We start from the raw sequence: 20686 nt of genomic DNA on the forward strand, positions 1-20686 counted from the left end.
AATTTACATAAATATTAAGATTTCCTAAGTTTTCTAATGTCTAACATAGCATCTATCACACCCATGATAGAAACCACTGTTAACAATGGACTGATTAAGACGATCAATACGATTATGATAATTCTTACGGTTCTATTGATTCGGGTTTTTTTAATGAGGTAGCTTACAAATGAGATCCCCTGTAAAAAAAAGATAAACACAAAAAGTAGTGTCACATTAGCAATTAAACTGGTGTGATAGATTCCCTCTATATAGGTGGTTAATAAGCTTAAAACAAAAATAATGAAGGTTCCAAGTACAATATTGTGCGGCAGCTTGAAGTGACTAAAGCTAGGAAGCTCATAGGTTTCAACTCGAAATCTCCTCAGTATGGAAATCGTTAAGTAATAATTAATAAATGCACCTATAAATACTTGAATCATCATAAGCCCTGGTAAAATCATGACCATGTAATTGAAGGCTTCTGTAATAGCCACTCTGCTAAAGTTCATTTCTCTCAGCATATCCATTTGATGTTCTAGCACTTCAGGCAACATGAGGTTCACCTGACTCATTACATTAAATCCACTGACTAATGAAATAATCTGGATGGCTATAAAAATCGATATGATTGAGGCGCCACTCCCCAAAGCCATCACTTGAAATGGCTCTCTGTTTCTTTTGATGTAGTATCCCATCAACAATGCCAGTGGCCCCACTAATAACAGTATAAACAATGGATATAATAGACTTGTTAAAAATCCAATTAAAAGGCTTGTTAATAGTAAAGATAAAGCAGCGTATCTTGTACTATGTCTTACGGCTAAGACCATAAATGGAACTGGTAATAACACCAGTAATACTGATAAAACTGGAATATAGACTCCTACAATTCCAAAGAAAGCAGTAATTGATGCAATAAGGGCTGATTCAATTAAGGCCTTTTTACTTGTTACATTGTTCACACTTCATCACTCCTAAGAACTATTTTTCACGTCCCTTTAAATGTTGATTGAGACTGGATAATTCGCCATACCACTTTTCAAGATGATGTTCCTCTATAATATGAATTTTTACCTTGTCCTGTACTTTTTTATCAATTATTTGATAATCAATTCCTAATCTTTTTCCTAGTGAATAAGTCACTAAAATAATATTGGCTAATCCTTCTAGTACTGAATCTTGTGCCCCCTTAACTCCTTTTAATAACCCCTCAAATACAAGGGCAATGCTACTCAATAGCTCACACTTTAAAAATTCTATCATTTTTAGATTACGTCCAATATCCACATTCTTTTTTTGAAAATCCAACATCCTATTTCCCCCTATTCCATCCTAGTTAATAGGTCATCATTACTATATTCGATTTTAACTAGGTTTTTCCTCCTTCATATCACCCTTTAATTGATAAATAAGCACAGGAATACTCCAGTGCTTATGTGTTAGTACGCTGTTATAATATTTAACTTAGATAAAGCCTCTTCAAGATTATATAAAAATACGATCATTCGCACAACTTCTTCCGCAGGGTATTCATTGATTTTAGTATTTGTTTTTAGCTGTGTTTTGACCTTCCTTATTTCTTCAATAATAAGCGTTAGGTCTATATTTTTTTGGTGATTCAATACTTCCTTTTCAATTCCTTGGACCACTTCTAATGAAGCTTTTATCTTCTGAACATCTTCAGCAATGTCCTCAATCATATGCAGCTTTAGTCCTCTTTTACAGGCAACATGAATATTTTGTATGTGCTGATAGATTTCTTTAACCAGCTTGAAAGTAATCATTAATTCATTACACTTAAAGTCTCCGTACACCCTTATTCGTTCTTCTTTAACCTGTAATTGTAGCAAGTTGTCTGATTCCTGCAACTCTCCTTCTATTTCATTCATCCTTGTTTCTAAATACTTAATGTCTTCTTGCCTTTCTTCTAAAAGAATTTCTAATGTTAATAAATTGCATTCCCAAAGGTCTTTACATACATTACGCATCTTATCGATGGCTATTGTATCATAGGTAGGAGGGTAAATAAAGTAATTGACAACCACTCCAATACTAATGCCCACAAATGTATCAAATAAACGATGTAAGGTATAAGCGATATGCCCTCCCTCTGTATTGAGAAAAATGGCAATGAATCCAATGGTTGCAATGGAAGTGGACGCTTTCCAGTTTAATTTATTCATAATCATAATGAGTACAATAATGCCTACTCCTGCAACAATTGGATTTCCTGGGGCTATTAAAACAAAGGCAAGGCCAATCATTGCACCAATTAAGGTTCCTAGCATTCTATTGAAACCCATTTTCCAAGAATCTGAAACCGTAGGTTGCATGACAATAATTGCAGCAACAGCTGCAAAAAAAGGATCATCCATTCCTAAAAGATAGTAAACAAAAAGTGTTAGTGTAACTGCTAATCCTGTTTTCAAGGTCCTAAGACCAATATTCATACGAATCCTCCTAAAAGAATATAATGTACTCAAATTTTGAATATAAATATGGAATTCTAGTCTATTATACCTCATTTTCCATTAGGAGAGTATCTCTATTTTTACAGAATCAGAACTTATCTTCCTATACGATATATTTCAATATTAATAACAGAATGACCCCAGGAACGCCTAATAATCCAGTGATTAAAGCTGTAACAGGGTTGATGGCTAAATAAATCCCCCAAAAACCACCTATGAAATTAAGCATCAATAGCATAATTCCACCAATAATACCATTCCAAATCAGCTTTACCAGCCATTTAATTGGAATGAGAAGTATCCAACCCACAACATATAATAAAATCAATCCGATGGCATACGCCAGTATCACACTTAATTCAAATCCCATACACATTCCCTCACTTCAATTAAATAGTAGTCTATGCAATACTATTTACTGCTCTAGAAAGAACTATTTCCTAAACAATAAAATTCGTCCGGTGCTATCGTATGGACTCATGGCACACTTGAAATTTAAAACGGCCTTTGTTTTAAATTTCAAGTGTTTAAGTACATAATATAAGGAGTAGTTCATCTACTCCTTATATTATATCATGTTCAGTTAGCCAATATGACAAGCTTAGTGAAAATTAACCCGAACGCCTTCTTCTTTTGCTTTTTTTAATAAATATATATATCTGGTTTTGGCAGCTTCTAGCTTGTAAATTGCATGGTCTACTAAGTCAGGATCTGATACATTATGGAAGAATCCCTCGGCATTTTTCCATTCTTCGTGGGCATTGAGAACTTGTTGAATAAATGCTTGTTCTTCGTCTATTTCAGGCTCCTGGTAATTACCGATCTTATTATACAAGTTCTCTAAAACCGAGACCACATTCTTCACAGCCTTCTCTTTCTTTGTTCCATTTGTTTCATTTGTTTCAATAGAGCTTTGCTCTTTCATTATGGAATTTCCCCCCTAGATCTTTTTTATTATCTATTAGGTTATCCATTTTATTCCTATTTATACTGCCTCCTATAGGATTTCTGCTCCTAGTTGAGCTAAGGTAGATCTCTCCACCTTTTTAAAATGAATGTGGGCCGATACTGATTGATCTCTGAACCGGTTTATCACATATGTTAGTCCATTACACTGTTCATCTAAGTATGGATGATCAATCTGTTCCGTGTCTCCCATTAATACAATTTTACTTCCTTCCCCCACCCTGGTGATGATGGTTTTAATTTCATGTTTTGTCAAATTTTGTGCCTCATCAATCACAATAAATTGATTGGGTACACTTCTTCCACGGATATAGGTTAGGGCTTCGATTTCAATGCGATTCATTGCCACAATGGTATCTCCTATACTAGAAAGTGCCTTTGTCCCCAAAATTAACTCTAGGTTGTCATAAATCGGTTGCACCCAAGGTCTTAGTTTTTGGTCCTTATCTCCTGGTAGAAAACCAATGTCTCTTCCTACTGGAATAACAGGCTTCGTAATCAGTAATTTTTGATAACGCTTTTCATCGTTGGTTTTGTAAAGACCCGCTGTTAAGGATAGTAATGTTTTTCCTGTTCCAGCCTTTCCTGTTAAGGTAACCATTGAAACATCATCATCTAATAATGCTTCTAGTGCCATTCTTTGTTCTAAATTTCTTCCTTTGATTCCCCAGTAGCTCCCTTCCCCAAAACTTAATCCCACTACCCTATGATGTTCTTTCTTGAGTTTTCCAATAGCTGATTTGCCTGTGCCCTGTCGATCTTTTAATAGGATAAATTCATTGTAGCTTAATGCATATCCATTAAGTGCCTTCTGAAGCTCCTCTACCATAACGTATCCTCTCTTGTAAAATGTGTCAATGAGCTCACCCTCAACCCATAATTCCTCATATCCATGGTAGATTTCTTCATTTAAGTGAATTTTATCGTGTAAATAATCTTGGCTACTGATTTCCAATGCATCCGCTTTAATTCGCATGATGGCATCTTTGCTCACTAAAACGACCTCGCCATCCTTTTCTGTTTTCTCCAGCTGTAAATTCAACGCAACTGCTAAAATACGATTATCATTGTTAATTTCATTAAAAAATGCTCTTACTTTAGCTAGACTACGGTGATTTAATTCTACTTTAATATAACCACCATTTTCTATTTGAATACCCTGGCTCAATGTTCCCTTTTCCCTGAGCTTATCTAGCTCCCTTGCCACCTCTCTGGCATTTCTTCCTATCAGATCTTGGTTGTTCTTCTTTTTATCAATTTCTTCTATTACCACAGCTGGTAAAACCACAAGATTATCTCCGAAGGAATAGATACTTCTTGGATCATGAAGCAAAACACTGGTATCAAGAATAAAAGCTTTCCGCATATGTCCCCCTACGGGTAATAAGGGTCTTCACCATCCTTTCTATGATTGAACACTTACTGGTTATTATTATATGTTTATTATGCCAAAAGGGAATTCATGTGTGGTATATTTCACTTTAAAAAGAAGGACATCTTTCTTCAAAAATGAAAACATGGCTTAAGGAGAATTGTATCTTTCCCTAAACCATGTTTTAAACAAATTGAAACAAGTGCCAAATTTCTTTGCGTTACGTTTTCTATCCTTTAACATTTCATCAAGCTTCATCCACATCGCACAATGCTTTACGTACAAGTATTGGTCCAATGAGTTCAAAAACCACTACTGCTGTAAGAACAACGGGCATAATTGTATCCGGTGCAAAGATAGATTTTTGTTCAGCGATGATTGCTAAACCAATGGCCACGCCAGCTTGGGGAGTTAGGGCTCTACCTAAATTGCGCTTCCAACTCATGGGAAACTTTGTTAATGCTGTTCCCACACGACTCCCCACCAGTTTGGCAACAAAACGTGCTCCGATATATACCAAACCAATTTGTCCTACAGCCGGCAGAACTGATAAATCCAGTTTTGCACCTGCTAAGGTAAGAAAAACCAATAAAATGGGATCCTCAACATTCATAAGCGATCGACTAATTCGCTGTGGTTTTCCAGAAAAATTGATATAGACGGTACCAGCTGTAATTGCAGCCAGTAAAGCAGGTGTCCCCCACTGGTTGGATAATCCTACTGTTACTAAAATCACTCCTAGAACGGAAACTAAAATGCGTGTATCACTTTTAGCCTTGTGGGATGTGGCTACCAAAAATACACCAGCGCCTATTCCTAACAGTAAAGCAATCCCTATATCCCGTGAAGCCATTACAATGGCCGGTGTATTCCCTGTATCAGTAGCAGCCAGCCCGACCTGCATAAAACTAATGATAATACCAAAGAGCGTAATAGAAAATAAATTATCCATTGCGACTACTGATAAGAGTACCCTGCTGAAGTCTCCCTTAGAGGGGGTTTCCCTTATACATGCAATAATAGCTCCTGGAGCTGTAGCAATACTAATTACCCCAAAGATGAGGGCGTATCGAAAAGGCAAACCAAATAGATATAGAGATCCAAATACAAGGACTAAGGTAAGAAGGGCCTCTACCATAAAAACCTTGGCTGCATCTTTGGCTAACTTGCGCATTGTTCCCCAATGGAGCTCAGCCCCAATGGAAAGTGCAATCACACCCAATGCCAGTTCATTGATTGGTGCAAGCTGATACATTTCTTCTACGCTAACTAAGCCCATAACAGAAGGACCCACAAGAATTCCCGCTAATAGATTACCTGTTACCGATGGAAGCTTCACGTAACGGGCCAGTTTTCCCCCCGCAGCTCCTGCTAGAAAAACAATGCCAATCGCTAAAGAGATATTCATCGTAGTAACTCATCCCCCTCTGTTTTAACCAGGCCTTTACAAAAATCGATGGGGATTGTCATCACAATGCCGGTATCTGGCTTGTTTAAGTCTCCAACAATTCTTTCTATGGCGTCTATTGCTTTTTTCCGGGATTCATCAGAATCAATAACGACAAAAATTGTCTTATTGAATGAAGGATCCTTTCCAAATTCGGCAAAGCGGGCAAAAAACGGGATATGATCAGCTATAATATGTGCCATTCCCTTACTGTCCATTACTGTTGCTCCTCTAACGTCAACTTTATAGAACTCATCTAATATATCTATTACGTAATCTGGGTTGTTGATGATTGCAATTAATAAATGCATCTGTTAATTCCTCCCTGTTGGTGTATTTCAAAATTTTAAGAACTAATAAAATTTTCTATAAAAAGGATATCACTTTTTAACTCATATATCAAATGAGTGATTATATAGGCTTTTTGTTAAGTGATAGAGATTTCATAGAGGAACTGCAGGAAGAAAGGCGGAGTAAATGTGAAAAAGCCAGGAAGAATGATGGGGGAACCCATGAAACCGCCTGGCTTTTGAAGAACTTTATTATGTTGTTGTAGAAGTTTATTTTGGAGTTACACATGAAACAAGTTCACTTAAATTTCTCTTCTACCTTCTAATGCTTTAGATAGTGTTACTTCATCTGCATACTCAAGATCCCCGCCTACTGGTATGCCATGGGCGATCCGTGATACTTTAATCCCTATCGGTTTTAAAAGTTTTCCAATATACATCGCCGTGGCCTCCCCTTCAATATTAGGGTTCATGGCCAAGATAACTTCCTCTACGGGATGTTCCTGTAGTCTTATTAATAGCTCTTTAATATTAATTTCCTCTGGTCCGATTCCTTCCAAAGGTGAGATTGCTCCATGTAAAACATGATACTGCCCTTTAAATTCTCTTGTTCTTTCCATCGCTACAACATCTCTTGGATCTTCTATGACACAAATCACTGATTTCTTTCGGTTTGGATCACTACAAATATTACAAACCTCTTTATCAGTCAAGTTGGTGCATATACGACAATACTTAATGCTCTTCTTGGCTTCTATAATTGAATTAGAAAGCTTCTCTGCATCTTCATATCCCATACTGATCACATGAAATGCTAATCTTTGGGCGGTTTTTCTTCCAATTCCAGGAAGCTTTGAAAACTCATCGATTAGTTTAGCAATGGGAGCCGAATAGTAGTTCATATCCCTTCACCTATACCTTTTTCTTTTGACTTAAAATAATCCAGGAATATTCATGCCTCCTGTGACTTTACCCATTTCCTTTGATACCATTTCTTCTGCCCCTCGCATTGCTTCATTAACAGCAGCCATAATTAAATCCTGAAGCATTTCTACATCCTCTGGATCTACTACCTCTGGTTTGATTTCAATTGAAATGACTTCCTTTTTCCCTGATACCTTAACAGTGATGGCACCACCACCGGCACTAGCTTCTACTTCTTTTTCCTCTAATGCTGCTTGTGTCTTTTCCATATCTTTCTGCATTTTTTGCACTTGTTTCATCATATTGTTCATGTTTGGGGCACCGCCCATTCCTGGAAATCCTTTTTTAGCCATTGTTTTTCCTCCTTCTTAATTATGTTTTATTATTATATCATAAGCTACCTAAGTGACACTTATTCATCAATTATTTGTAGCATCCCCTCGGGAACCACTTCCTGTAGTTTTTTTAAAGGATGATCCTCTTCAACTACTTGTATGGGATTGATTTCATTTTCCATCACAAAGGAGATGTTTACTTTTTTTCCAGTATACTTCTCAATGATATTAGTGATGTAATCCTTTTTATCATCTTGATTTAATCGCTTATGATGAATTGCAAAGCCTTCTTTTAATGCAATAACCAGTATATTTCCTCTCATTTCAATAAGAGTTGTACCATCCTTTAACAGGGCCTGTAAAGGGATTTTTTTATCACCCCTCATATATTCTAGTATCTCATCCCACTTCCTGCTTACTTCTTGAAATTTAACATTTGAATCCGATTCGTCAACTGTGCTTGTGATCATAGTCTCTCTTTGCCCTTGAGCCTGTGCTGTGGACTGGAGTGAGGGGGGGGCTTGATGGTGATTGGGCTGGATCTTTTCTTGCCTCTTTGTTTCAATTTTTGTTTCGGTTCTTGCCTGATTGTGGACTGGCATATTTCCTGAAGCAATTGTCTTTTCTAAATGATCTACCCTGGTTAATAGTCCCTCTAAGGAATCATCTATTTCACTGCGACATAATGTAATCAGCGCAACTTCTAGTAAAATTCGAGGATGTGTTGAATACTTAGCCTTTGACTCAGCCTCTGTTAACACATGAATACTTCTAATGAGTTCATTGGTCTCAAAAGCTTTGCTCTGCTCTTTTATTCGACTCAATATTTCTTGAGAAAAGGATAATAAGTCTTCTAACTCTACATTCATATTAGCCAATAGTAGCCCTCGGTAATATCCGATTAAATCCTTAATCAGTACTTGGACATCCTTCCCCTCCATAATGACCTGTTGAACCAGTTCAATGGCTTTGGAAGCGTTTTGTTTAGTAAAAGCTTCTGCCATGTCAAATAAAAACTCATGACTGACCATACCAAGGGTATTAGTCACATCATGATAAGTAAGCTGTCCAGGGTGAAATGAAATACATTGCTCTAAAATACTCAGGGCATCTCTTAAAGCACCTTCTGCATTCATTGCCACAACTCTCAAGGCTTCCTCCTCAGCATTAATGTCCATGGATTTACAAATGTACACTAATTGTTTCATCATATCATCGGTTTTAACTGGTTTAAAGTCAAATCGTTGACAACGAGATAAAATTGTTGCCGGTAGCTTTTGTGGCTCTGTTGTGGCTAAAATGAAAATCACATGGGGTGGAGGCTCTTCTAATGTTTTAAGCAATGCATTGAAAGCACCGGTACTTAACATATGAACCTCATCAATAATATATACTTTGTATTTTCCCTTTGAGGGGGGATATTTTACATTTTCGCGAATCTCACGAATATGATCTACGCCATTATTGGAAGCCGCATCAATTTCAATCACATCCATAATACTTTCAGTTATAATCCCTTGACATACTTCACATTCATTGCAAGGATTAACATTCTGTTCATCCTTGCAGTTTACCGCCCTAGCAAAAATTTTAGCGGTGGATGTTTTTCCAGTTCCCCTGGTCCCTGAAAATAAATAGGCATGAGCAACATTATTTGCTTCTATTTGATTTTTTAATGTTTTAATCACATGGTCCTGTCCAATTACATCTTCAAAAATTCTTGGACGCCATTTACGATACAATGCTTTATAGGTCATTTCTACCACCTTCACTTCACTTCAATTCAATCAATTTATTATATCATAACTATACAATGTGTACTCCTCAATTAAATGATTTTAGAAGCCCATTGATCCCATATCATCATAAAAACCTTTGAATCCTCTAGTGTATTGGCTATTGTTCCTTCTGGCGTTGTCAGTGTAATTGAAAATAAGATGATCATTCCAATAAAAACTAATATTCCACCTTTTAAACCACCAATAAATCCGCCTCCTATTTGATTAATTGTCCCAAGTACCGGGAGTTTAAAAATCCCATTGATTATTTGTCCAATCCCTAAGATAATCAGTCGTGCAAGGATAAATAGAATAATCATACTTAGTAAATCAATAAATAACTCTGTCAGCTGCCCTATGATCAGATCTTGTACCTTCTCTATTGTTTCCACTGCATAGTTTTGTAGGTTTACTTCCCCAAGTAAATAGTTTTGAATAAATCCAGGTAATTTCATTGAAGCAATTAACTCTCCAATGGAATGAATAGGCTCTTGTACTTGTTCAGCTCCTTGTACTGGTAAAGTAATTTCTATATTTTTACCCACAAATCCATAAACTCCATTTAAAAATGAAGGTCTGCTTTGTAGCCATTGTGAAAAATCTATATAGTAGCTTTTAGAAAACAAATAAGCTAATACATAACTTCCTATGCTAAATAAAGTTAAAATCAATCCCCTGCGATATCCAATGAATATATTGACGACCACTAAAAGGATGATAGAAATATCAATCCATGTCATTTTATTTTTCTCCTTTACCTTTCAACTAGTTCAATGAAGGAAATTTTTTCCTTTGTGATCACGGCGATCCGATTGGATGACAGCAAAAATGCCTGATTAATATCACTTCCATAGCTATATTCCTTCACACTTTCACCCTGTGTATCCATCAAGTAAATACTCCTTGGGGAATGCAGTACAACCTGATTTTCACTTAAATTAATCCCATTTATGGTCTCTTTTAATACGGCTTCACCCATCCATTTTCCATCATAGGATAAAAATCGGATTCGATCCCTTGCTCCTGTATGGATCAATCCTCCTTTTTCTTGTTTTTCATAAAAAACAATCCTACCCCCACTTTCAGCTTCGATGATTTTCATATTATTAATATCTTGACTCCATTGTCGAGCTTTCTTTTCTTCAATACCCAATACCCTGTCTTCTTGAACCACAATCAATTGTCCCTCTATTCCATAAAATAAAGACAAAATTATTTCATCTGGAAATTTCTCAAGTTCTTTCAGGTTTCCTTGCAAATCATAAATGAGCACAGTGGATTCTATCCCCTCTGCATTAACATCTATTGTGCTAATGGCAACTCGATCATGTTTCTCAGATATGGCAGTATTTAATATTTTTCCCTCTGAAATAGTTACCTCTCCTGCTTTATTTCCTATTTCATCTATTATTGTCACATATTCTAAGTTGCCCTCAGACAGGTGCTGAATTATGACATAGTCTTCTTCTCCCACCTCTAGATTAAACAGAGGCTTTTCGAGAATGCGATTATACATTATTTCCCCATCTTTATCAACTTTAATGAGCCTTCTGCGATTCCCTTCTACTGCATATGCAAAATTTTTACTGGTTTTAAACAATGGATTGGAGATCCCCAAATTAATCCCCCACTGTTGTTGTCCTTCAGTATTATAATAAAACAAAATACCATCTAAATATTTTATGATCCCTTTGTCTAATTTATTGTACTGGATTAAACTACTATGAGGTGTTTCAATTTCCTTTGATATTGTGAAGGCGTCCTTGTCTCTCATTTTGTCGCCCTGTACAAAGTCCATGATCTTAGGATTCATAATAATTAAAACAAGCACTAATCCTATCCCGATCATGATCTTCTTTTTCTCTCTTATCATTTTATCCCCCTCGTTTCATGTGAAACCTAGTCGGCCTTCCTTTTAAAATAATGATTACAATAAATACAAATCCGATATATCCAAATATTGGGTATATCACTTCTACTAGCCTCTTAAAACCAAACATTGCTAGTGGAATGGATAAAGTACATAATAAAAAACCCGTTACTTTTTCTCCTAGGGGTATTAAATATGTCACCCTTAAAATACAAGCATATCCATTGGCCACAGCGGTTGTAAACATTGCTAACAAAAGCACCCCACTATATATTTGTTTCCATCCATCCCCAAGGGAATGTGCGATTGCAATCATGGGTACCTCTAATCCAATTATATTAGTTTCTAAAATTAATAAGCTAACTAAAATAAGCAATGCCATAGCCCCTAGTCCCACTGCCCCTAAAATCGCACCATAACGGGCGGAACCCTGATCATAGATCAGCGGATACACTGATGTCATAACCACAAGGGCTATCATACTATTATAAGATACATATAGTATCGCTGACCATACCCATTCACCATTAAATTTAAAAAATTTTAATTCTTCTACTAAAGCAGTGACTCCTGCTTGGGTATTACTCATAAATACATGATTATTACTGATCACATTACCGCTGACAAAAATAATAACAAATGCCAATATGGGTACAAACAAATTATTTACCCCAGCGATTCCCTTTAGACCAAATGAAAATACAATAAAACACATAATAGTCATCATTACAATACCATAAATAACTGGAATTTCAAAGCTTTGATGAAGTACAGCGCCACTTCCTGCCAGCATGATAAAATATCCCCCAGTTAAGAAAAGTATCAATATGAGGTTGATCGCATAGAGTAATCTCTTGTTAAAATAATGTAGAGCAAAACTTTCAAAGCTTTGAATTCTTCCATGGTAAACTTCTGATAATATCCTAGATCCAACAATGCTAAATAAAATTGTCATGACAAAAATTCCCACTACCCCCATATTACCATATTTTCCAAAGAACTGATAGATTTCTTGGCCCGATGCAAAGCCTGCTCCAATCACGGTTCCTATATAAATCGTCCCCAAAGTAACGATTGAATTAAATTTTTTCAATCCCCTCCCCCTCCCCTTTTTACTAAATTACATGTGCATTACTTATTCAAACTTAAATTTCATTATCTATAAGACTCTTTATATATATATATTTGATTTGTTTGCTTTATGTAATTTAACCCTTGGTTAATAGAAAAATCCTAGGGTGGCACTCACGTAGAATTTTCATAACTTAAGCTCTTTTCTGTATTTTATATAATTCTTTCGGACACTATAATATTGTGCCTCAAGAAGTACATCACATAAGGAGGAATATTGTGGGCTTTTTTAATAAACAAACTCCAGATTCTGTAAGTGTTGAAACTCCCGTGTCTTCAGTTGAATTTAGTCACCTACTTACCCAGTATCTCCAGAAATATTATCACCCCCCTTTTCAAGAGTTAGTTTTTTTATGCATCGGTACTGATCGTTCTACTGGGGATGCTTTAGGTCCTCTAATCGGCTACAAGCTTTGTAGGTCATTAAGGCATTATGATTCTGTTCACGTTTTAGGAACCTTAGAGGATCCCGTTCACGCTAAAAACCTAAAAGAAAGGATTCATTGGATTTATGAGACCTATCATCGCCCTTTCGTAGTGGCCATTGATGCTTGCCTTGGTAAAGTGGACAGAATTGGTTACATGACCGTCTCTAATGGTCCTTTAAAACCTGGTGCTGGCGTAAATAAGGAACTTCCTGCTGTTGGAGATATCCATATTACGGGAATTGTTAACATGGGAGGCTATATGGAATATCTTATTTTACAAAATACAAGACTTAATTTAGTGATGAAGATGGCAGACACAATAACTGAATCCATTAAATATTCATTATGGACCCTAAACAAAAATAACACCTTCTCTTCATTAATGAAAAAAGAAAACCTACACTAAAATTCGTCTGATGCTACCGCATCGACTCATAGCGCACTCAATTTTCAATGCCTCTCTATTGAAAATTTCAAGTGCTTACATAAAAAGAGGTCAATTCCAATGAATTGACCTCTTTTTATGTAAATAATCCCTCGTATCTTCTGTTTTCTATCACATACTGTATTTCTTCCATTGATCGATTGGTGGCATTTATAAGTACCGCCCCATTGCTATTGCTCTCTTCATTATTATTTACATTTTCTAGTCCTCCATAATCATTTGTATAAACAATAGCATCTACAAAGTGTCCTTCATTAAAATTGACAACCTCATATCCCTTGGATCTTAGGCCTTTTCTTATCTCTTCTAGTCCTTTTTGTACTGCAATTCGCTTCATATAAAAAACACCTCCTTAGGTTATGATTCCAAGAAGGTGTTTTCTTTATTCCAAATAATTTCAATTCCCTTTTCTATAATTTCAACTGTAGTTGGAAGATGATCTTTTACTTCTCCATCAGCATTAAACTTAAATTTGCTTTGGGAAGAAACTTCAACTTTTTTTCCTCTATAAAATTCAACCTCTTTGTATTTAACATGATTTCCAGTAAAAATAGTAGGAAACAAGAACAATAGCTTTAACTTGGACATTTTTCTTATCAAACAAACATCCAAATACCCATCTGCTACATCTGCAGTGGGGGCAATCTTCATCCCGCCACCATAATAAGCTCCATTACATATTGCAAGAAGCATGATCTCCCGTTTCTGTTCTTTTCCATCAATTAAAACTTTTATGGTAGGGCTTTTGAAGACAATAATCCCTTTTAGAACCGCTAGTACATAGGTATACCTGCTAGAATAAAGCTTTTTCATCTTATTAGCTTCTTCAGCGATCAAGGCATCTAGTCCAATGCTGGCAAAGTTAATGAAATAATTTCCATTAATCCTACCAATATCTATTTTTCTTGTATGCCCATTGAGGACTGTTTCTAGGGCCTGCTCCACATTTGTTGGATAGTTTAAAGATTTTGCCAGGTCATTCCCTGTACCTGCTGGAATAATCCCTAGCTTTTTTTTACTATGGATCATTCCATTTAGTACTTCATGAATAGTTCCATCTCCTCCTATTGCCACAATTACATCGTATTTTTCTCGAGAAGCTTGTGATGCTAAAAACTGAGCTTCACCTGGCTTATTTGTGACATACAGCTGATAGTCTACGTTTTTTTTCTTTAATACCTCTTCAACCAATACCATGACTTTTTTCCCTTTGTTTTTACCTGAAACAGGGTTGACTATAAAGCAATAGGTCACATTCTTCACCTACCCTAATTCTTTTTTGCTTCTAAATCCTTGAAGTTCTAGGGTATCTATCGTATTTTCCTTAGCTCTTTGCAATGCCTGAAGCTCTTCAACAGATAAACTGTAATTAGATTTTCCGTCCTTTACTGGCTTAGCATATGTAACTGTCTCACTGCGTCCATAAATACCAGTAATGATCATGCCATTGTTATTCTCATCTAATAGTGCGTAGGAGTAGCTTAGGTCACTTCCCATATCAGCAAAAGCATTATATCTGACCATACCTACTTTCTGAATACAGAAGCTCATTCGATTGTTTATAATATCTAATCTCTTATGAACTTTTTCAACTTCGACTTGAGCCTCTTCTACCTTTTCAATGTGTTGCATTAATACGCTCTCAATGTTTTTGCCATCTGTTCCCTTTACCAATCGTTTATACTTATCCTTTAAATTGGAAGTTGTGGTATTATAAATAATCAATAATAAAACCAGTAATAAGTTCAATAAAAAACTACCCAATATAAAATAAGTTCCATACATTTCTACAAAGGTTAACACCCATTGCATGTTATAACCTCCTTTCATGTGTAACAGTTTCATCTAAGCTTATATAATTCCACAGTCATATTTGTTTTCCTGCTATTTTTCAACAAAATATTCTATGTAAAATTTCCCTAATGCAGATTAAAAAATCCAACAAAAAACCAAGAGGCTTTCCCTTGGCTTTCCCGATATTAAAACTAATGTTGTAATTCACGGTCTTACTCTAATTGTTCGCATATGGTTTTTATGGCTTCAATCACGACATCTATCTCTTCTTCTTTATTAAAATACCCCATACCAAATCGAATCGTTCCCTGCTCAAATGTACCAATTGTTTTATGGGCCATGGCTGCACAGTGAAGCCCAGAACGAACAGCTATTTCAAACATTTGATCAAAAATATAGGCCATTTCCGAGGAATCCTCTTCCCCGATATTAATTGAAACCACTGCAGCTTGCTTGGTGGCATCTTGTGGTCCATATATTTTGACCATTTCAACTTCTTTCAATCGCTTTATAAAATACTGTGTTAATTCCTCTTCATGTCTTCTGATTTTGTCTAAGCCTTCCTGTAAAATAAATTGAATTCCTGCCCCTAACCCCACGATACCTGGGGTATTAAGGGTGCCACTCTCATACCGATCTGGTAGTATCGTCGGTTGAATTAATTCCTCAGACTTACTCCCTGTTCCCCCTTCTTTAAAATGTCGGACTTCTACTTCTTCACGGATATATAGAAATCCCGTTCCTTGGGGACCCATTAAACCCTTATGTCCTGGAGCGGCTAATAAATCGATGTTCATTTTTTTCACGTCAATTTCATATACCCCCGCTGTTTGGGCGGCGTCTACTAAAAACAAAGCCTTTGACTCTCTTGCTATTTTACCAATGGCTTCAATGGACTGAATTGTACCCGTTACATTAGAAGCATGGGTAATTGCAATCATTCTTGTGTTTTTTCTAAGGGCCCTCTTCACATCTTCAATATTGAGATAGCCCGTTCTGTCACATTGAATGATTGTATTCTCTATACCAATTTCTTCTAATGCTTTAATTGGCCTTAGAACAGAATTATGTTCCATACTGGATGTGATCACATGGTCTCCTTTATTAAGAGCTCCTTTTATTGCCAAATTCAATGCTTCTGTGGCATTAGCAGTAAAAATAATTTGCATTGGATTATCTATATTGAATAACTCACTCAATTGTTCTCTTACAGTAAAAATGCCTCGTCCGGCCTCCAGTGCTAGTTTATGCCCTGACCGTCCCGGATTAGCCCCTGCATTTTTCATATGATTCAAAACTGCTTCATAAACAGCTTCAGGTTTTGGATACGTTGTGGCAGCATTGTCCAAGTAAATCACTTATTCCACTCCTTTAAGCATTAATATCATTCTTTATCACTTAATTATATCATATTCTAAAAGTAATCAATATGGGAATGGTCTCATGATTAAGGAAATTTTAAAACCCCTTCTAACACGATAACAGCTTGTCCTCCTACATTAACACTGTAGTTGTCTTGATCTCTTTTAATCGTGCAGTGTATTGTACTGGGTCGATCCATGAAATATCCCTGTTCAAAAATAAGGTTTTTTTCCTCCTTGATTGAAATAATCTCATTTGCTGCTAAAAAAACAGCCAGTGCACCGTTGGCTGTTCCAGTAGCAGATTCTTCATTGATTCCCACAGCCGGCGCAAAGTTTCTACAATGGGCGGTATTTCTTTTATCCATTGTTTCAAGTGTAAATGCATGTAGTCCTACAACACCCACCTTTTTACTGTACTGACTTAATTTTTCCATATCTATCTTCATCTTTTTTAAGACTTCTAAGGATTTAATGGGTACAATAATATCCCTTAATCCCGTTGAGATAATCTGTGGCTTCACTTTTATTTCGTTAATTCCCATATCCGCCACCTTAATTCCCAATATATTGCAGAGCTCTACTTGATTAAATTCATGGTTAATGATTTCAGGTAAGGCTTGTTCCATCATGACTTTTTGCAACTTTCCCTGGGAGACATCTAAATATACCTTTAAGAGTCCTGCCTTTGTTCTTTGTTTGAGAATTGTCGGTCTGGATTGTCTTTTAATATATCCTTTTTCATATAAAACATGAAAGGTCGCTACTGTGGCATGCCCACAAAGTGCCACCTCTTTTTGGGGCGTAAAAAAGCGTACTTCATATTGGTCTCCTCTTTCATCCATAGGAAAAACAAAGGCAGTTTCTGATAGGTTCATTTCTTTAGCAATTTGTTGCATTGTTATCTCTTCTAATCCTTTTGCATTTGGAACCACTGCAGCTGGGTTTCCTCCAAATCGCTTATTAGTAAATGCATCTGCTTGATATACAATGTAGTCCATTTGTTTTACACCTACTATCCTTTTAGTTTCATGTGAAACATTCCTGCTAGTTCAGCATCTCAAGTATTCGTTCTAGATCCTCATCATTATAGTACTCTATTTCTATTTTTCCCTTTTTCTGCCCTTTTACAATACTTACTTTTGTACCAAACAATTTTTTAAGATTATCTTCAATCTCCACTATAATTAAATCCTTTTCTTGCTTTTTTTTCTTTTTTTCCTTTTGATTTTCTAATAACGCCTTAACGAGGCCTTCTACTTGCCTTACATTCAATCGTTCACTTTCTACTTTTAGAGCGATTTGATACTGTCTTTCGCTGTCTTTAATGGACAACAAAGCCCTACCATGGCCCCCGGTAATTCTTTCTCCTTGGATCATATCAATAATTCTTTCATCTAATTGTAATAGACGAAGCATATTTGTGATATGAGGTCGACTTTTTCCTAATGCCTCGGCTAGCTGATCCTGGGTTACATCATATTCATCAATTAAATACTTATATGCCTTTGCTTCCTCGATAATACTTAAGTTTTCACGCTGTAAGTTTTCAATTAAAGCAATTTCTAACAATTGGCGTCTGCTATATTCCCTAATGATACAAGGCACTTCCTTAAGTTGAATCTTCCGAGCAGCTCTCCATCGCCTTTCTCCTGCAATGATTTGATAGCCTCTCTTTTCCTTGGATACGATTATAGGTTGAATCATTCCATGTCGTTCTATGGATTTTGCCAGTTCCTCTAGGGCTGTTTCGTCAAATGTTTTTCTAGGTTGATCTTCATTGGGAGAGATTTCTTCAATAGAAATAAGCTGTAGCTTTTCTACTTGCTTTTCATCATGACTTGCTTCCATTATGATCATGTCAGGGATTAATGCTTCTAGTCCTCTACCAAGTCCTCTTTTTTTCAATTTAGTCATCTAAATCACATCCTCTTCCAAGTCTAGAAATTCCACAGCTAAATCCGTATAGGCTTCGGCTCCCTTAGACTTATTATCATAATATATAATAGGTTGTCCAAAGCTAGGTGCCTCTGCTAATCTCACATTTCTAGGAATAATCGTCGCATATACCTTTCCTTTAAAGTAATTTTTGACTTCATCCACCACTTGAATAGATAGGTTTGTCCTACCATCAAACATACTTAAAACGACTCCTTGAATCTCCAAATCCTTGTTTAAGCTTTTCTTTATTAACTGAATTGTATTCATTAATTGGCTAACGCCCTCCAATGCATAGTACTCACACTGTATTGGAATTAGAACACTATCCACGGCTGCTAAAGAATTAATGGTTAATAGCCCCAATGATGGAGGACAATCAATAAATATATAATCATAGTTATCTCTAATACGATTAATGGATTCCTTGAGCCTTAATTCTCTTTTTTGGATAGTGGTTAATTCAATTTCTGCTCCAGCTAACTGTGCACTTGAAGGAACAATGTCTAGATTTTCGTAATCTGTATGCATAATTGTCTCTTCTATGGGCAGATCGTTGATCAACACGTCATAAATGCTGTATTCTAATTGTTTTTTATCAATTCCAAATCCACTTGTTGTATTTCCTTGAGGGTCTATGTCTATGACACAAACTCGCTTCCCTTCTTGGGCGATACAAGCGCTTAGGTTAACATTTGTTGTTGTTTTTCCTACGCCACCTTTTTGATTAAAGACTGCTATTACCTTTCCCAATATTCTTTCCCCCCTTAAAATAATCCTGAAAATAAATACATACGCTTTCCCTACAAAAATAACTAATAATACGAATTCCACTTGAATATATATACTCTGTGATTCATTCTATCGTCACTTTACTAATCGCTTCCAAGAAATCTGAAAATTAGTTTATCAATAATGAGGAGGCACTCTTATGTTACGTATTATTTTTTCAACTTTTCTAGTGGTCTTTGTGGCCGAGTTAGGTGACAAGACACAGCTTCAGACCATGTTGCTTGCAACCCAATCTGAGTCAATTTGGCCTGTGTTTATTGGTGCATCCCTTGCTCTATTATTAAGCTCCTTACTTGGTGTGTTAGCTGGTACCTATTTGACAAAGTATATACCCACTAGTTATCTACAAACCGGGGCTGGGGTTGTTTTTATTGTCATTGGTGTATTAACTTTATCAGGGAAGTTCTAGTTTTTTTCTAAAAAAGATTACTATTAGGTTAGTAATCTTTTTAGATATATCTATTTGTTTCTACTTTACTGTTTTGGTTCCTTGGGAATCTTAACCACAACTTCAATATAATCTCCCTTATCTACTTGTGAGAACTCTGCACTTTCTTCTCTTTCTTTAATTGCATCATAGGCTTGCTTAATTGTATTAATATAAATACGGTAGTTAAAAAAACTTTTAATCTTTTTAGTTACTTTTTGCGCCTCTTCTTTTTGACTAGAGATATCCTCTAACATCTCTTTTATCAGTTCTTCTGTCTTTTTAACATTGTAATCATATTTAATTACTTTTTTTAATATATCCATTCTCAACTCATCATCTGGAAGCTTTAAAAGTGCCCTTCCATGTCTTTCTGTTAATTCATGCTCTATTAACATCTTCTTAATATCATCTCTAAGTCTGAGAATTCTTAGCTTATTTGCAATAGTTGATTGGTTTTTTCCTATATGTTCTGCCAATTCCTGCTGTGTAAACTCATGATCATGAATTAGGTTAGCATACCCCTCAGCTTCTTCAATAAAGTTTAAATCTTCCCGCTGTAAATTTTCAATAATGGCTAAAACAGCAGCATCCTTATCGTTATAATGTGTGTTGATAATAGCAGGAATTGTCACGAGTCTTGCCAGTTTTGCTGCCTTTAGTCTTCTTTCTCCAGCAATTAACTCATACTTCTCTTCGCCTATTTTTCTCACACTTATTGGCTGTAAAATGCCATATGCCTTAATTGATTGACTCAATTCCTCTAGGCTCACCTGAGAAAAAGTTTTTCTTGGCTGATATGGGTTGGGAATGACAGAATCTATGGCAATCTCCATCATCTTTTTTTCTGTAGTATTCATAAGCTATATCCCTCTCTTCTTTCACAATATTCCATAATACCTATTTCTATAAAAAAATATCGACTCCTTCTAGCA

Annotated in this window: 25 protein-coding genes; 3 read left to right on the top strand and 22 right to left on the bottom strand. The window is 36.0% G+C overall.

The window, feature by feature from the left end; translation table 11 throughout:
* Positions 1-14: 14 nt before the first annotated feature.
* The 8 genes from AMET_RS23835 to AMET_RS23870 all read right to left on the bottom strand — a co-directional run bounded on the left by AMET_RS23835 (position 15) and on the right by AMET_RS23870 (position 6549).
* Positions 15-944 (bottom strand): DUF2232 domain-containing protein, encoded by a 930-nt coding sequence (locus AMET_RS23835; RefSeq protein WP_012065722.1) that lies wholly within the window; start codon positions 942-944, stop codon positions 15-17.
* A gap of 19 nt (positions 945-963) precedes the next feature.
* On the bottom strand, positions 964-1293 hold the full coding sequence (locus tag AMET_RS23840) for a MazG-like family protein (protein ID WP_012065723.1): 330 nt from the start codon (positions 1291-1293) through the stop codon (positions 964-966).
* A 128-nt stretch (positions 1294-1421) separates the two neighbouring features.
* Positions 1422-2432 carry an FUSC family protein gene (locus AMET_RS24670; protein ID WP_012065724.1) on the bottom strand — a complete coding sequence of 337 codons (1011 nt, stop codon included), beginning with the start codon at positions 2430-2432 and terminating at the stop codon, positions 1422-1424.
* A gap of 124 nt (positions 2433-2556) precedes the next feature.
* Positions 2557-2823: a pro-sigmaK processing inhibitor BofA family protein gene (locus AMET_RS23850; protein WP_012065725.1), complete on the bottom strand. Its 267-nt coding sequence runs from the start codon at positions 2821-2823 to the stop codon at positions 2557-2559.
* Between the two features lie 231 nt (positions 2824-3054).
* On the bottom strand, positions 3055-3378 hold the full coding sequence (locus AMET_RS23855) for a DUF2508 family protein (protein ID WP_012065726.1): 324 nt from the start codon (positions 3376-3378) through the stop codon (positions 3055-3057).
* Positions 3379-3450: 72 nt separating this feature from the next.
* A complete protein-coding gene (locus AMET_RS23860) occupies positions 3451-4785 on the bottom strand; it encodes a PhoH family protein (protein WP_012065727.1) in 1335 nt (444 codons plus the stop codon).
* Positions 4786-5038: 253 nt separating this feature from the next.
* Positions 5039-6199 carry a cation:proton antiporter gene (locus AMET_RS23865; protein ID WP_012065728.1) on the bottom strand — a complete coding sequence of 387 codons (1161 nt, stop codon included), beginning with the start codon at positions 6197-6199 and terminating at the stop codon, positions 5039-5041.
* Positions 6196-6549 carry a hypothetical protein gene (locus AMET_RS23870; RefSeq protein WP_012065729.1) on the bottom strand — a complete coding sequence of 118 codons (354 nt, stop codon included), beginning with the start codon at positions 6547-6549 and terminating at the stop codon, positions 6196-6198. Before AMET_RS23870 ends, AMET_RS23865 begins: the two co-directional genes overlap by 4 nt.
* 92 nt (positions 6550-6641) lie before the next feature.
* Between AMET_RS23870 and AMET_RS26095 the strand changes: the two genes are divergently transcribed.
* Positions 6642-6794: a hypothetical protein gene (locus tag AMET_RS26095; protein WP_157047344.1), complete on the top strand. Its 153-nt coding sequence runs from the start codon at positions 6642-6644 to the stop codon at positions 6792-6794.
* Between the two features lie 36 nt (positions 6795-6830).
* Here AMET_RS26095 and recR read toward each other — a convergent pair whose 3' ends face one another.
* The 6 genes from recR to AMET_RS23900 form a co-directional block, all read right to left on the bottom strand.
* Complete coding sequence (recR, locus tag AMET_RS23875) at positions 6831-7430, bottom strand: recombination mediator RecR (protein WP_012065730.1); 600 nt, start codon at positions 7428-7430, stop codon at positions 6831-6833.
* Positions 7431-7460: 30 nt separating this feature from the next.
* A complete protein-coding gene (locus AMET_RS23880) occupies positions 7461-7805 on the bottom strand; it encodes a YbaB/EbfC family nucleoid-associated protein (RefSeq protein ID WP_012065731.1) in 345 nt (114 codons plus the stop codon).
* Positions 7806-7864: 59 nt separating this feature from the next.
* The gene (gene dnaX, locus AMET_RS23885) at positions 7865-9544 is read right to left on the bottom strand and encodes a DNA polymerase III subunit gamma/tau (protein WP_012065732.1); all 1680 of its coding nucleotides are present in this window, start codon (positions 9542-9544) and stop codon (positions 7865-7867) included.
* Between the two features lie 71 nt (positions 9545-9615).
* Positions 9616-10305, bottom strand: a complete 690-nt coding sequence (locus AMET_RS23890; protein WP_012065733.1) for a CvpA family protein — start codon at positions 10303-10305, stop codon at positions 9616-9618.
* 14 nt (positions 10306-10319) lie between these two features.
* Positions 10320-11438, bottom strand: a complete 1119-nt coding sequence (locus tag AMET_RS23895; RefSeq protein WP_012065734.1) for a DUF5711 family protein — start codon at positions 11436-11438, stop codon at positions 10320-10322.
* Between the two features lies 1 nt (position 11439).
* Entirely contained in the window at positions 11440-12528 is a 1089-nt protein-coding gene (locus AMET_RS23900; RefSeq protein ID WP_012065735.1) for a YkvI family membrane protein, read from the bottom strand.
* A 257-nt stretch (positions 12529-12785) separates the two neighbouring features.
* Here AMET_RS23900 and yyaC point away from each other — a divergent pair, with 257 nt between their 5' ends.
* Positions 12786-13400 (top strand): spore protease YyaC, encoded by a 615-nt coding sequence (gene yyaC / locus AMET_RS23905; protein ID WP_012065736.1) that lies wholly within the window; start codon positions 12786-12788, stop codon positions 13398-13400.
* Positions 13401-13515: 115 nt separating this feature from the next.
* Here yyaC and AMET_RS23910 read toward each other — a convergent pair whose 3' ends face one another.
* From AMET_RS23910 to AMET_RS23940, 7 genes are all read right to left on the bottom strand, one after another.
* Positions 13516-13776 carry a YkuS family protein gene (locus AMET_RS23910; RefSeq protein ID WP_012065737.1) on the bottom strand — a complete coding sequence of 87 codons (261 nt, stop codon included), beginning with the start codon at positions 13774-13776 and terminating at the stop codon, positions 13516-13518.
* Positions 13777-13796: 20 nt separating this feature from the next.
* On the bottom strand, positions 13797-14702 hold the full coding sequence (locus tag AMET_RS23915) for a diacylglycerol/lipid kinase family protein (RefSeq protein WP_242661360.1): 906 nt from the start codon (positions 14700-14702) through the stop codon (positions 13797-13799).
* A complete protein-coding gene (locus tag AMET_RS23920) occupies positions 14703-15251 on the bottom strand; it encodes a DUF4446 family protein (RefSeq protein WP_012065739.1) in 549 nt (182 codons plus the stop codon).
* Between the two features lie 194 nt (positions 15252-15445).
* Complete coding sequence (locus AMET_RS23925; RefSeq protein WP_012065740.1) at positions 15446-16591, bottom strand: aminotransferase class V-fold PLP-dependent enzyme; 1146 nt, start codon at positions 16589-16591, stop codon at positions 15446-15448.
* An 89-nt stretch (positions 16592-16680) separates the two neighbouring features.
* Positions 16681-17595, bottom strand: coding sequence for a PhzF family phenazine biosynthesis protein (locus AMET_RS23930; RefSeq protein ID WP_012065741.1), 915 nt, complete (start codon positions 17593-17595; stop codon positions 16681-16683).
* Between the two features lie 46 nt (positions 17596-17641).
* On the bottom strand, positions 17642-18511 hold the full coding sequence (locus AMET_RS23935; RefSeq protein ID WP_012065742.1) for a ParB/RepB/Spo0J family partition protein: 870 nt from the start codon (positions 18509-18511) through the stop codon (positions 17642-17644).
* Complete coding sequence (locus AMET_RS23940) at positions 18512-19285, bottom strand: ParA family protein (protein ID WP_012065743.1); 774 nt, start codon at positions 19283-19285, stop codon at positions 18512-18514. It lies immediately after the preceding gene.
* A gap of 178 nt (positions 19286-19463) precedes the next feature.
* On the opposite strand from AMET_RS23940, the gene AMET_RS23945 reads away from it, so the two are divergent.
* Positions 19464-19733 (top strand): TMEM165/GDT1 family protein, encoded by a 270-nt coding sequence (locus AMET_RS23945; protein ID WP_012065744.1) that lies wholly within the window; start codon positions 19464-19466, stop codon positions 19731-19733.
* Between the two features lie 65 nt (positions 19734-19798).
* Here the strand turns inward: AMET_RS23945 and noc are convergent, their stop codons facing one another.
* Positions 19799-20611, bottom strand: coding sequence for a nucleoid occlusion protein (gene noc / locus AMET_RS23950; protein WP_012065745.1), 813 nt, complete (start codon positions 20609-20611; stop codon positions 19799-19801).
* Positions 20612-20686: the final 75 nt, after the last annotated feature.

Source organism: Alkaliphilus metalliredigens QYMF (assembly GCF_000016985.1).
Lineage (GTDB): Bacteria > Bacillota > Clostridia > Peptostreptococcales > Natronincolaceae > Alkaliphilus_A > Alkaliphilus_A metalliredigens.

Coding starts and splice junctions, on each gene's coding strand:
- AMET_RS23865 (WP_012065728.1), bottom strand. CDS start 6,199: ATGAATATCTCTTTAGCGATTGGCATTGTTTTTCTAGCAGGAGCTGCG.
- AMET_RS23870 (WP_012065729.1), bottom strand. CDS start 6,549: ATGCATTTATTAATTGCAATCATCAACAACCCAGATTACGTAATAGAT.
- AMET_RS23850 (WP_012065725.1), bottom strand. CDS start 2,823: ATGGGATTTGAATTAAGTGTGATACTGGCGTATGCCATCGGATTGATT.
- AMET_RS23880 (WP_012065731.1), bottom strand. CDS start 7,805: ATGGCTAAAAAAGGATTTCCAGGAATGGGCGGTGCCCCAAACATGAAC.
- AMET_RS23895 (WP_012065734.1), bottom strand. CDS start 11,438: ATGATAAGAGAGAAAAAGAAGATCATGATCGGGATAGGATTAGTGCTT.
- AMET_RS23930 (WP_012065741.1), bottom strand. CDS start 17,595: ATGGACTACATTGTATATCAAGCAGATGCATTTACTAATAAGCGATTT.
- AMET_RS23910 (WP_012065737.1), bottom strand. CDS start 13,776: ATGAAGCGAATTGCAGTACAAAAAGGACTAGAAGAGATAAGAAAAGGC.
- noc (WP_012065745.1), bottom strand. CDS start 20,611: ATGAATACTACAGAAAAAAAGATGATGGAGATTGCCATAGATTCTGTC.
- AMET_RS23855 (WP_012065726.1), bottom strand. CDS start 3,378: ATGAAAGAGCAAAGCTCTATTGAAACAAATGAAACAAATGGAACAAAG.
- AMET_RS23860 (WP_012065727.1), bottom strand. CDS start 4,785: ATGCGGAAAGCTTTTATTCTTGATACCAGTGTTTTGCTTCATGATCCA.
- AMET_RS24670 (WP_012065724.1), bottom strand. CDS start 2,432: ATGAATATTGGTCTTAGGACCTTGAAAACAGGATTAGCAGTTACACTA.
- AMET_RS23890 (WP_012065733.1), bottom strand. CDS start 10,305: ATGACATGGATTGATATTTCTATCATCCTTTTAGTGGTCGTCAATATA.
- dnaX (WP_012065732.1), bottom strand. CDS start 9,544: ATGACCTATAAAGCATTGTATCGTAAATGGCGTCCAAGAATTTTTGAA.
- AMET_RS23945 (WP_012065744.1), top strand. CDS start 19,464: ATGTTACGTATTATTTTTTCAACTTTTCTAGTGGTCTTTGTGGCCGAG.
- AMET_RS23935 (WP_012065742.1), bottom strand. CDS start 18,511: ATGACTAAATTGAAAAAAAGAGGACTTGGTAGAGGACTAGAAGCATTA.
- recR (WP_012065730.1), bottom strand. CDS start 7,430: ATGAACTACTATTCGGCTCCCATTGCTAAACTAATCGATGAGTTTTCA.
- AMET_RS26095 (WP_157047344.1), top strand. CDS start 6,642: ATGAGTGATTATATAGGCTTTTTGTTAAGTGATAGAGATTTCATAGAG.
- AMET_RS23840 (WP_012065723.1), bottom strand. CDS start 1,293: ATGTTGGATTTTCAAAAAAAGAATGTGGATATTGGACGTAATCTAAAA.
- AMET_RS23920 (WP_012065739.1), bottom strand. CDS start 15,251: ATGCAATGGGTGTTAACCTTTGTAGAAATGTATGGAACTTATTTTATA.